Origin of the sequence: Alkalilimnicola ehrlichii, assembly GCF_003399765.1 — a bacterium.
GTDB lineage: Bacteria > Pseudomonadota > Gammaproteobacteria > Nitrococcales > AK92 > AK92.
Genome location: NZ_NFZV01000053.1, coordinates 1 through 10,302, shown reverse-complemented (window position 1 = coordinate 10,302; position 10,302 = coordinate 1). Strand labels below are relative to the sequence as shown.

Here is a 10,302-nt window from a genome sequence, read left to right as displayed (position 1 = left end):
TTTTCCATAAGTGTGCGAGCGTACGCAGATCATGAACGCACCAGTGAGTGACCGCTTCGGGCGTCGCCCCTTACAGATCGTAGAGATCGACGAAGACTTTTGCCCGTTGATCTATGGCGAGGCGCCTTGTTCGGCAGAGCTAGGCGTAACGGGCGTTAGAAAGTGTTACAACCGTTTTCGCAGCTGCCAGAGCGTGTCGAGCTATGAGCGGGGAACGCTGACGCTTCGGTTTGCCAAGCCTCAATCGGGTCTGCCGAAAGGCATGACGGTCTTCCCCGCGCTGGTTAGTGTTTCCACGAACCCAACAAGCCTTAACGTTGGCGGCTCCGATAAGTCGCGTGGCCCGCTCGGCCGGCGCGCGACGGTGACCGTGAAGCTCAAGGACTTCTCCTACCATGACCGTTATACCGATAAGTACGCCCGCGAGCGCGTAACCGGCGAAGCCCAGATTGACGAGCCGGGGTACAACCCGGCTAAGCGCGGCACGTTCTTCGGCAAATACCGCAAGCGCAACCCTTACTATCAGGGTCGAGCGATGAGAGTTCGGGAAGGCTATGAAGGCCAGCTCATCGAGGAGATGCGCACCCGGCATTACGTTATCACGAAGTTTGTCGGCCCCAACTCGTCAGGCGAAGTTACCTTTGAAGCGAAAGACGTCCTTGATCTCGCGGACAACGAGAGAGCCGTTGCACCTAGACCAGGGAGCGGGGCGTTAGACCGGGAGATTGACGAGCAAGCTACTTCTTTCAATCTCCTGCCGGAAGGCGTTGGTGCCGAATACCCTGTTGCTGGGCGGGCGGTCATTGGTTCGGAAATGGTGGAGTATTCGCGCTCCGGCGATGCTATCACGCTAACGGCGCGAGGCGTCAGAACTGAGGTTGCATCACATGATGAGGGCGACACATTCCAGCCAGTTCTGACTTTCCATCTTGCCCGTATTGATGAAGTCATCAAGACACTGCTTATCGATTATGCGGGAATTTCGCCCGAATTTATCCCTGACGACGAGTGGCAAGAGGAAGCAGAGACCTGGCTTAACTCCTTCCAGCTAACCCGCGATATCACAGAGCCGACGGGCGTCACCAGCCTGATCGGGGAGCTATCGGAGCTTGGCCCGTACATATGGTGGGATGAATTAGCGCAAAAGATTAGGCTGCGCGCCAACAGGCCGCCCGGAGCCGGCGCTGTGCCACTCCTTTCAGACGGCAGAGACATCGTTAAAGAGTCCACGGAAGCGACCGACAGGCCCGACGAGCGGATCACCCAGGTTTGGATCTACTACGGCCAGATCGACCCAACCGGCAGTGTCGACGACGCTGCTAACTATCGACGCCTTCGCGTTACGCCTGACCTTGCGGCCCAATCGCCGGAACAATACGGCGACACACGCATCAAGCGGATATTTACCCCTTGGATGACAGGCGGCAATGAAGGCGAGGTGTTAGCAATATCCAATCGCCTATTGGCGAGATACCGGGACACCCCGCGCCGCATAAGCCTTAAAACGGATGCGAAGGACCGAGGGCTATGGACGGGGGATGTCGCCGACCTCCTGACTCGGATAGATGAGGACGAGACAGGCAGGCCAGAGGCTAACCGCTGGCAGGTCATCAGCGCCGAAGAAGTCGAGCCAGGGCACCGCGTTAAATTCGTCTTCCAGTCGTTTGAGTTTGTGGGGCGGTATGCCTTTTTTACTCCCGACGATTACCCGGACTATGGCAGTGCTGACCCGTCACAGCGCAACTTCGGCGCGTGGTTTGCACCGTCCGGTGATGGCTTCCCAGATGGAACAGAGGCTTATCAGTTCATATGAGCGAGTTACCAAATAACGTCGTAGTGCAGTGCCCGGTACCCCGAGACACCAATATCGAGGGCTACAAGCGCACGATGCACGTCCCGATTAGCACCTGCGAGAGCTGCCAGCACCTAAAAGCCGTAGGCGTCGCCAGCAGCGACGAGCGCCTGCCGTGGGATGAGCGGCACCGCATCCTGTGCACGTATCCGCGTCAACTCCCGGTTCATGAGGTGAAGCATGGTTGATTACGTACCGATCAACGAGAGCGAAACGCTCCCCGGTGCGCCGCTAACATCAAGCCTTGGCTTTCGTTTTGCCAACAACCCCATCGCCATTGCGCAGGGGGCGGAGGGGGCTCCGAGGATTGATACTCCGGCGTATCAAGACAAATCCTTAACAAACGACAAGATCGCGGACGACACCATAACCCCCGGCAAACTCGCAACTGTGTCGGCCGGGGATGACTTTCTTGTGGGAGGGTTGTTGGGAGAATCTATCGTAGAAACCAGCACTGGCAGTGAAAAAGCTTTTATCGAATACCTTTGCTTGCAGGGTGGGTCTTGCCGAGTGAGGCTGCACCAAGCGCGAACCGGAATTGCTGGCGATAGCATTGTTGTCATCCGAGTTAACGGCCAGCAGCGACAGATATGGTCAACAAGTTCGGCGAGTGGCCACGCCCGAACAGTGGATGTAGCGATCAACAGAGGTGACACATTGACCGTCTCTGTTAACAGGACGGCAAGTAATGCAACGATCATTTCTGACTTTAGAATAACGACGAGCCAGATGGCATTTGCATGGCCTCATCGATTGTATTTGGACTTCGACAACCGAGATGATTGATCGTCAGGCGCTCGCGTCTGCTATTACGCGCGCATAGTTGAGGGCGCTGGCCTCAGTAACGAGGACGTGAGGCGATTGCACTGGCCACATGGCTACAAAGCGAACCTCGCGTCCTTGGGTGGTTTCGAAAACCTCGGGAAAGACGAGCAGGCTGCCGCCTTGGCAGGGCGTTTCGATGAGAGAGGTGGCGGTTCTGTGATCAGAGAGTGGCAAGATCAGATCTTGAGTAAACAGAGATCCTGCCGACAATATAATCAGGGAGTAATCGGTTTATAAACGATGAGAGAAAAATAATGTTCTATAGAAAGCTCGCGGGGCGTGTTGCGTCTATAGCGACCTTGCTTTTAGCCTCCTTTGTCGCCCCATCTCATGCGGGAATTGTCGCTTCTTTCGGTGTTGCAGGCCACATCGATGACGATTGCAGCGGCGACTGCGCCTTGTACTCGTCTCCTGACAGGCCTCATATGGCTGTCTCTGTGGGATACCAGGCGGGCCGGTCGTGGTTCCTAATGCCAGAGCTTATGATCCGTCCTGGCGCTGGATACATTGCCTCGATCAATGCGGGGGTGGAGCGCGGTGATTTCCGTGTTTCAGTCGGCTACGGGCTTCTTGAATCGGGCGCGGGGATTAAAACCCCTGAAGGGAGAGAGAGGGAGTCTGTATCAATCAGCGGTAACGCCGCGAACATCCAGGTAAGTTGGAGAGGTGTATTCGTAAGGGGTATCGTTGAGGATCGGCAGGAGGTGGTTAGGTCTGTTGATGTGTCGGATGGGCCTGAAGGGCAGCCAGTTTATGGCGACCGTCATCGAGACAAGGTTGATATTGATCGCCATACCGTTCTCATAGGCTACATGCACCGCTTCTAAACCCAAGCCCCGAAGGCACACCGACGGGGCTTTTTGTGGGCGCTACGCCATATGGCTGCTATCGGGCACCTTAATTAAGCTTTCGGCAGGGATGCCTAGGCCTTGATGCAGGCTCCTAACCATATTCAGCGTTAGGGGCCGCTTACGGTTAAGCACTTCGTAAACGCGGTTTCTGCGCCCGATCATCGGCTCTAAGTCCTTCGGCTCTAGCCCGCGCTGCTCCATCGCGAATTTAACAGCCTCGATAGGGTCGGGCAGGTCAAGCGGGAAATGATCGCGTTCGTAGGCCTCTACGAGCGTCACCAGTACATCGAGTCGGTCGCCTTCGGGCGTGTCGGGTTGCGCCATCATCAGCGCCTCTATCTCGGCCAGCGTCGCCCTGTAATCGGCGTCGGTGCGAATTGGTCTAATGTCCATGACGTTGCCTCCGCTCAGATCGTTTGGGCGTCTATCTGGTCGTACTGTTTGTGGGTGCCGATAAAGCGGACATACGCCACACGGTAGGGGTAGTTGATCCACACGATCAGCCGGTACTTGTTGCCGGCCAAGTTAAATACAACGCGTCCATCCTTGAGGATGCTGGCGTTTCGGAAGTCAGCCTTAACATCGGCTGGCGATGCCCAATCCGCCTTCTTTGCATGCTGATACCAGGCCAGCGCTGGTTGCTTCACATCGGCGTAGCTGGGGCTTTCTTCCCAGAACTGTTTGAGGGTGGATAGGGCAATGATTCTCATGTGAAGAATTATAGTCCCAAACCGGGACCATGTAAAGAGTCTGCCCTTTTATTACCGGCCTAGCGCCAGTTTTTTTGTGCCCGGAGAATTTATGTCTAGAAACTACGCACGCTATGTGAACGTGCTCCGCGACAGCAAAGGCGCTGCCGTTGAGAGTGCGGATGTTTACGTTTACGTCGGCGACTCGACGACGCTTGCCCAGCTTTACGACGGCGCAGGAAACACGGTTGGCCAGCCCCTGCGCACTGACGCTGATGGCCTGATAGACAACGGCAGTACGACCGGCAATCCGCTCGACCGTATCGGTTTCAAAGCTCGTGGCGGCCGGTATCGGGTGCGCGTCGTGAAAAACGGTGACACGTTCCAGTTGCCGGATCTGCTGCTTGGCAACGCCCAGGGCTACGACGTAGCCGACTTGTTGCCGATCACCGCCGACACCGTCTACGAGAGCACGGACGAGGGATTGGCCGCGACCGGCGACGGCGACTACTTTTGGGTAGCGACGGGCGGTGACGACATCCTTGAGCTGTACCGTAATGACGGCGGCAACGCCGAGTACATGGGTGGGCTGTCCAGTGGTGCCGACGTGCGAGAGCAAGCGGTACGCGCCGAGGAAGCCGCCGATCAAGCCGAAGAATACCGCGACCAGATTGCAGTTTTTGGAGGCTACTTTGCTGATGCGGCTGCGGGCATCGCGGGCACGAGCGACGGCGACATTTTCAGCGTTGCCAATGATCCTGATCCGGGCAAGATCACGATCTATCGCAATGACGATGGCCGTACGGAGGTCGTTCAGACCTACTACATGGCAACCGGCGACGCTGCAACGAAGGACACCGAGAGCAGCGGCGGCACGGTTCTGGAATCACAAAATATCGGGAGCGCTGCAAGACATAACGTAGGCAATGGGCCAAACGATATTCCCACCAACTCGACACTGGCCCTAACCATCGGCATCCCAGGAACAGTAAGTGAGTGGGTAGGGGATGAACTCCCTTTTGGAGCGCTCTGGTGCGACGGCAGCACGGTCAGCCGAACCGAATACGCCCGGCTGTACGGGATCATCGGCACTAAGTTCGGTGATGGCGACGGCGAGACGACGTTCAACGTGCCCGACCGGCGCAACCGTGTAGCAGTGGGCGCGGGAGATCAGTATGAGGTCGGTGAAAAAGGCGGGAGGGACCAGCAAAATCACAGCCATCCGGATAACTTAAGTGTCAGTGGGCATCCGCTGAGCGTCGGGCAATTGCCGGGCCACGACCATCATAGCGGTGTATCGCTACCATCGAATACAAGCGACGGCGTGTACAACGCATACGCCGAGTTCGGGCATAGTGGCAATTCATCATCTAGTCAGCGAGCCACCGGATCAACTAGCGGCGGCACATATTGGCGAGCCGTGACAGGGTTGAGAGGGACTGGCTCCCCCCACTTGCACGGCTTAACCGGGGGTGTACAGGATTCAGATGTGGACGTACGTCAGCCCTACGAAGCAACCAACTTTATCATTTGGTACTAAATATGTATGAGCTAACTGCAATCCGGGATGACAACGTCGTTGTTGTAGACGGCGCGGCGCTGGAAGTCGATCTAAGCTTTCTGCCCGCCGAGGTGTGGTCTGTCCACTGCGTTTACGGCAAGCCTGACATCTACTTGCGCGATGTATGGCAGCACAAAAGCGAAGACCCCGACGATTTAGTCGGGCAGTGCGTTTCTGCGTGGCAAGCCGAACAGCAGCGGTTGGATGATGAGCGAATGGCTGCCGAAGAAGCTTGGCTCAACTCATGGGAGCGCATCCGTCAAGAGCGCGATCAACTGATGTTGGAAACGGATTGGATGATTCTGCCGGACTCGCCGCTTAGTGATGCCGACCGAGACGCCGTAAAGGCGTACCGGCAGGCCCTCCGCGACGTACCCCAAGACTTTGCTGAGCCGGCTGCAGTCGAGTGGCCGAATAAACCTGCCGTGGTTACCGAGCACGCATAAAAAGCCCCCGCGCCGCAGGGGCTCCACTCCTTGGAACAGAAGACTAGCTCTGCGGGGGAACAGAGCCCCGTAAATATAGCACACCCGCCGCGCGCGGGTATTTTTTGCCCGGAGGATGGAATGCGACGAGTAAAAGGCCCGCTGCCGGGCCCCGGTGAGTCAAGCATCGAGAGCGCGACGCTGACATTGCGAGCGCTTGTGTCAACGCCCGACGGTGTGCCTGAGGGTGCGACGCTGTCGATGCCCGTGATTAACGGCGAGTACGACGCGCAAGTACGCCCCGGCATTTACAGCGTGACGCTGGTCTACCCCGACGGGCGGAGCAAAGTCCTGTACCGGCGACTAGCAGTCGCTGACGGCGACCCGGCATCGCTGTTTGAAATTGCCGAAGCAGCGAAAGTGCCGCCGTCGCTTGTCGACACGCTGATGTCGCAAATGGCGGACATGCAAAGCCGCATCGACGCGCTGGAGAGCGGTCAGCCGAGCGAGCCCGACGAGCCCGATCCGGCGGACCCGGGCGGCTCAACAGTCTGGGATGCAGGCGCGACGACTTGGGACAACGGAAACACGGTTTGGATCTAAAGGAGATAGCTTAATGACCTCTAGCATAAACCCCAATCACCCGGAAACCGGCGAAGCATCGACCGAGGAAGTGCGCAACAACTTTGCCGCCGCTAAGGCCGAAATCGAGGCGCTGCAAACCGCGCTTGCTAACGTGCCGACCGACATCACGAACGCCGTTGTCGCGGTCGTGCAGCAAGAAGGCCAGCCAGTGCCGGAGCGGCCGGAAGCGCTAGTCGTGCACTGGTATACGTGGGGTGAGCCGCCGATTTCCCCGGAGCACCCATACGACCAGTGGTATCAGATTGCCGAGATCACCGAGCCCGGCATACCGGCGGCGCCCACCGGGCTGAGCGCAGTGGGGGCCGACGCCGTCGTCTCGTTGAGCTGGACCCGATCAACGTCGAGCGGTGGCGAAGCGCCGACCGGACAGCGGCTCTACCGCAACACCGAAAACAGCTTCAGCGGCGCGACCCAGCTCGGCAGCGATCTCAGCGCTAACGCCAACAGCTACAGCGATGAGAGCGTCGAAAACGGCACGCAGTATTACTATTGGGTGACGGCGTTTAACAGTGAAGGCGAATCGTCTCCGAGCACTCACGCCAGCGCCACGCCGGAAGCTGTCGGCGACATCGAGACGTTTGTTGATGACTTTGACCGGCCTGACGAATTGCTCGCTGAGTCGCCGGATTGGGAGGATCACGAGGGGGCAATCATGGTCGAGAGCGGGACCGCCCGCGCCAGCTCTCCGTACTCGTCCAGATCGGCTCGCATGACCGGATCGGTGTCGCCGAATCAGTACGCTGAGATCGACATCGTCAACCACACGACTGGCAACTCGTCTGTTTTTCCGCTCGTGCGAGTCCAGTCGAGCGGCAGCAACTGGTACGGTTTGGATGTCAAAAACGACGGGTCTTGGCAACTGTTGCGCCGTGTGTCCGGCAACAGCACGACGCTTGATAGCGGCACCGTAAGTCTATCGCTGCCGGTTACTGCACGGATCGAGGTGCAAGGCTCCGAGTTGCGCGCGTACATCGACGGCAATCTCGTTGCGACCGAGTCGGACACGCAGTATAGCGACGGCGCGCCGGGCATGCGGATTTACGCCGACCCTGATACCGCAGCGGTGCAGATTGATGAATTCAGGGGTGGTGCGCTATGACAGTGACGCCTTACGCGCTAATGCTCAACGATCCGACGACCGAAATCATGGTTGCTTGGATCGACGAGCGGAGCGGGGCCGACGGCTCTGCGCAAACCCTGCACTGTGATGGCCGCGAGTTTGCTGCAGACGGCAACGCGACGGAAAACGGCGGCATCTATCTCTATCACGCGATCATCGAAGGGCTGGAGCCCGACACGCTCTATCCGGTGTCTCTTGATGCCGGCGAGACTATTGAGTTTCCGCCGATCAAGACGCTAAAGTCCCGTCTCGGCGACGGCGAGTTTAAATCGCTGGTCGTCTACGACACACACACGGTCAAGCGGCAAATGACGGAGCCGGCGACGTTTGCGCCGATGGCTGCCGAGCAAGTCGACGCGGTGTTCGTTGCCGGCGACATGATCGGGGAGCTCGACTACGAGCGCAACAATCACAACACCGGCATTTGGGCGACGGCGTTCCGAGATTACTTTTCGCAACTGCACATCGAGTTTATGCCGCAGATCTTGCAGATCCCCGGCAACCACGAAGTCGGCAACACGATGAACGACGGCACGATGCTCGGTGATGCGACCGGGACGCTGTACGTCGATTTTTCCCCAACATTCGCCACATCGAGCCGGTCAATACAAATCACGCGGCGCTGATGATCGGCGACTACATGCAGATCCTCGGCGGCGACTGCTACAGCGACTACCCGAGCGCCATCGGTGAGATGATCCGCGACTATCACGATCAGGACGCAGCTATTTGTATGTTTATGGCGCACAGCCCCATGTTTAGCGCGTTTGATATGCGATTCGTACCGCAGGACAACTTGCTGCAAGAGCGGCTGCGCAACGAGTGCTTCCGCTTTTTGCAGACGCGGGACAACGTCAAGTTTTGCCACGGCGGCAATATCCACGTCCGCTCGATCACAAAGCCGCTAGTGTTCGTCGAGGACGACCCCGGCACTGATGACAAGATCGAGGTCGGCGGTAGTGAGCCGGGGTGGATCGTCGAGGGCAGCGAGCGGCACGGCTTGATCGAGTACGGACAAGGCTGGGTAGGCGGTCGCGCCGGTACTATCGGCAACTGGTTTTTGCCGAGGAAACCCGACACGGCAATCATCACTACATTATGACTGTGCGACATGGATCTGTAGATGTTGAGGAGCGCGGGCAGGACTTAAACGTCATGTCGTTTAAGCGCTGGCAGGTGCCGCAGGCCCGTATGCCGAGCAAAGGCGATTGGCGATACGCGCACAACAAAACGCAGATCGACGGCCGGTGGGAGTCCGAGCCGGTGCGGAGCTACGGCGCCCTCGGCTGGCGCTAACCCAACGCCGCCCGCCGCTGGCTGGATACATTCTTGCTCAGCCTCTGCAAAACCCCTTAAAGAGTTATAAGGGTTATCTTTGTTGTTGACTATGGGAGTTATAGGGGTTATCATAGGTTCAACATTAGAGATAAGGGGGAAGGGTGAAAAGCAGCGAACTGATTAACGAGTTAAAGGCGGCGGGATGGCAGCTAGACCGCATCAAGGGAAGCCACCACCACTACCGCCACCCGGACAAGCCCGGCACAGTGACAGTGCCGCACCCAAAGAAGGATCTAGGAAAAGGGCTTATCCAGGCAATCAGGAAGCAAGCCGGCCTCATTTGAGGCCGGCAGCTTGACGCCAGACCCCGATACGCTGAAGACAGCATGTCGCAATTCGCGGCTCAGCTTGAGCGTTAGAAGAGAGAGATAGAGCATGTGGTATCCAATCGCGGTTGAAGTGGGCGACGGAGAGACGGCGTATGGTGTCGTAGTGCCTGACCTCCCTGGATGCTTTTCTGCCGGGGATACGTTTGACGAGGCGATCCTGAACGCACGCGAAGCAATCGAAGGGCATATTGAGAACTTAGCGGAGCATGGTGAGGAGATTCCGAAAGCATCGGATGTTTCGGTGCACATGGGAAATCCAGCATATAGGGATTGGGTTTGGGCAGTCGTCGATGTGGACGTTACCCCTTACATGGGTAAGAGCCAGAAGATCAATGTCACGTTGCCCGAACTCCTTATTAAGCGTATCGATGACCAAGTAGCCAGAGATCCCGCTTATAAGTCCCGGTCAGGATTTCTCGCTGATGCCGCCATGAAAGAGCTTAGAAGGGAGAGATCGGCGCAGTGACGGGTTGAGAGGGCTATCGCTAGCCCGACATCATTCCAAAAACTGCTTTGTATCATATTGATTCTTATTGTAGTAGAATGCGCCTAAAATTCGGGCCGGAATATAGACGTTTTTACTTTTGCATCAGATGCTTACGCCGAATTGTGCGTATTCATGGGGTGCAGGTGGTCGGAGGTTCAAATCCTCTCACCCCGACCAAAT

At 57.5% G+C, this 10,302-nt stretch carries 15 protein-coding genes; 13 read left to right on the top strand and 2 right to left on the bottom strand.

All coding sequences use genetic code 11. The features are described 5' to 3' along the window. Positions 1-43 precede the first annotated feature (43 nt). The 4 genes from CAI21_RS22295 to CAI21_RS22280 all read left to right on the top strand — a co-directional run bounded on the left by CAI21_RS22295 (position 44) and on the right by CAI21_RS22280 (position 3,504). The gene (locus CAI21_RS22295; protein ID WP_147305221.1) at positions 44-1,813 is read left to right on the top strand and encodes a hypothetical protein; all 1,770 of its coding nucleotides are present in this window, start codon (positions 44-46) and stop codon (positions 1,811-1,813) included. Next, the gene (locus tag CAI21_RS22290; protein ID WP_116304321.1) at positions 1,810-2,040 is read left to right on the top strand and encodes a hypothetical protein; all 231 of its coding nucleotides are present in this window, start codon (positions 1,810-1,812) and stop codon (positions 2,038-2,040) included. Before CAI21_RS22295 ends, CAI21_RS22290 begins: the two co-directional genes overlap by 4 nt. Next, entirely contained in the window at positions 2,033-2,638 is a 606-nt protein-coding gene (locus CAI21_RS22285) for a hypothetical protein (RefSeq protein WP_116304320.1), read from the top strand. Before CAI21_RS22290 ends, CAI21_RS22285 begins: the two co-directional genes overlap by 8 nt. A gap of 293 nt (positions 2,639-2,931) precedes the next feature. Next, positions 2,932-3,504, top strand: a complete 573-nt coding sequence (locus CAI21_RS22280; protein ID WP_116304319.1) for a hypothetical protein — start codon at positions 2,932-2,934, stop codon at positions 3,502-3,504. 42 nt (positions 3,505-3,546) lie between these two features. On the opposite strand, the gene CAI21_RS22275 is transcribed toward CAI21_RS22280, so the two are convergent. Both CAI21_RS22275 and CAI21_RS22270 read right to left on the bottom strand, forming a co-directional pair. Continuing rightward, positions 3,547-3,921 carry a helix-turn-helix domain-containing protein gene (locus tag CAI21_RS22275; RefSeq protein WP_116304318.1) on the bottom strand — a complete coding sequence of 125 codons (375 nt, stop codon included), beginning with the start codon at positions 3,919-3,921 and terminating at the stop codon, positions 3,547-3,549. Between the two features lie 14 nt (positions 3,922-3,935). Beyond that, positions 3,936-4,238: a type II toxin-antitoxin system HigB family toxin gene (locus CAI21_RS22270; RefSeq protein WP_116304317.1), complete on the bottom strand. Its 303-nt coding sequence runs from the start codon at positions 4,236-4,238 to the stop codon at positions 3,936-3,938. A gap of 91 nt (positions 4,239-4,329) precedes the next feature. On the opposite strand from CAI21_RS22270, the gene CAI21_RS22265 reads away from it, so the two are divergent. From CAI21_RS22265 to CAI21_RS22230, 9 genes are all read left to right on the top strand, one after another. Then, a complete protein-coding gene (locus tag CAI21_RS22265; RefSeq protein ID WP_220349056.1) occupies positions 4,330-5,757 on the top strand; it encodes a tail fiber protein in 1,428 nt (475 codons plus the stop codon). A 2-nt stretch (positions 5,758-5,759) separates the two neighbouring features. Further along, entirely contained in the window at positions 5,760-6,224 is a 465-nt protein-coding gene (locus CAI21_RS24385; RefSeq protein WP_220349053.1) for a tail fiber assembly protein, read from the top strand. A gap of 120 nt (positions 6,225-6,344) precedes the next feature. After that, positions 6,345-6,806: a hypothetical protein gene (locus CAI21_RS22255; protein WP_116304316.1), complete on the top strand. Its 462-nt coding sequence runs from the start codon at positions 6,345-6,347 to the stop codon at positions 6,804-6,806. 13 nt (positions 6,807-6,819) lie between these two features. Beyond that, a complete protein-coding gene (locus CAI21_RS22250; protein ID WP_116304315.1) occupies positions 6,820-7,947 on the top strand; it encodes a fibronectin type III domain-containing protein in 1,128 nt (375 codons plus the stop codon). Positions 7,948-7,967: 20 nt separating this feature from the next. After that, positions 7,968-8,594: a hypothetical protein gene (locus tag CAI21_RS22245; RefSeq protein WP_147305220.1), complete on the top strand. Its 627-nt coding sequence runs from the start codon at positions 7,968-7,970 to the stop codon at positions 8,592-8,594. Continuing rightward, the gene (locus CAI21_RS22240; protein ID WP_116304313.1) at positions 8,594-9,070 is read left to right on the top strand and encodes a hypothetical protein; all 477 of its coding nucleotides are present in this window, start codon (positions 8,594-8,596) and stop codon (positions 9,068-9,070) included. Before CAI21_RS22245 ends, CAI21_RS22240 begins: the two co-directional genes overlap by 1 nt. 53 nt (positions 9,071-9,123) lie before the next feature. Continuing rightward, positions 9,124-9,264: a hypothetical protein gene (locus tag CAI21_RS23455; RefSeq protein WP_181919595.1), complete on the top strand. Its 141-nt coding sequence runs from the start codon at positions 9,124-9,126 to the stop codon at positions 9,262-9,264. Between the two features lie 143 nt (positions 9,265-9,407). Then, positions 9,408-9,590, top strand: a complete 183-nt coding sequence (locus tag CAI21_RS22235; protein WP_116304312.1) for a type II toxin-antitoxin system HicA family toxin — start codon at positions 9,408-9,410, stop codon at positions 9,588-9,590. Between the two features lie 91 nt (positions 9,591-9,681). Then, complete coding sequence (locus tag CAI21_RS22230; protein ID WP_116304311.1) at positions 9,682-10,101, top strand: type II toxin-antitoxin system HicB family antitoxin; 420 nt, start codon at positions 9,682-9,684, stop codon at positions 10,099-10,101. Positions 10,102-10,302: the final 201 nt, after the last annotated feature.

Excerpts from the sequence above, each read along its gene's own strand:
- CAI21_RS22290 (WP_116304321.1), top strand. The coding sequence starts at position 1,810 with ATGAGCGAGTTACCAAATAACGTCGTAGTGCAGTGCCCGGTACCCCGA.
- CAI21_RS22285 (WP_116304320.1), top strand. The coding sequence starts at position 2,033 with ATGGTTGATTACGTACCGATCAACGAGAGCGAAACGCTCCCCGGTGCG.
- CAI21_RS22280 (WP_116304319.1), top strand. The coding sequence starts at position 2,932 with ATGTTCTATAGAAAGCTCGCGGGGCGTGTTGCGTCTATAGCGACCTTG.
- CAI21_RS22275 (WP_116304318.1), bottom strand. The coding sequence starts at position 3,921 with ATGGACATTAGACCAATTCGCACCGACGCCGATTACAGGGCGACGCTG.
- CAI21_RS22270 (WP_116304317.1), bottom strand. The coding sequence starts at position 4,238 with ATGAGAATCATTGCCCTATCCACCCTCAAACAGTTCTGGGAAGAAAGC.
- CAI21_RS22265 (WP_220349056.1), top strand. The coding sequence starts at position 4,330 with ATGTCTAGAAACTACGCACGCTATGTGAACGTGCTCCGCGACAGCAAA.
- CAI21_RS24385 (WP_220349053.1), top strand. The coding sequence starts at position 5,760 with ATGTATGAGCTAACTGCAATCCGGGATGACAACGTCGTTGTTGTAGAC.
- CAI21_RS22255 (WP_116304316.1), top strand. The coding sequence starts at position 6,345 with ATGCGACGAGTAAAAGGCCCGCTGCCGGGCCCCGGTGAGTCAAGCATC.
- CAI21_RS22250 (WP_116304315.1), top strand. The coding sequence starts at position 6,820 with ATGACCTCTAGCATAAACCCCAATCACCCGGAAACCGGCGAAGCATCG.
- CAI21_RS22245 (WP_147305220.1), top strand. The coding sequence starts at position 7,968 with ATGCTCAACGATCCGACGACCGAAATCATGGTTGCTTGGATCGACGAG.
- CAI21_RS22240 (WP_116304313.1), top strand. The coding sequence starts at position 8,594 with ATGATCGGCGACTACATGCAGATCCTCGGCGGCGACTGCTACAGCGAC.
- CAI21_RS23455 (WP_181919595.1), top strand. The coding sequence starts at position 9,124 with ATGTCGTTTAAGCGCTGGCAGGTGCCGCAGGCCCGTATGCCGAGCAAA.
- CAI21_RS22230 (WP_116304311.1), top strand. The coding sequence starts at position 9,682 with ATGTGGTATCCAATCGCGGTTGAAGTGGGCGACGGAGAGACGGCGTAT.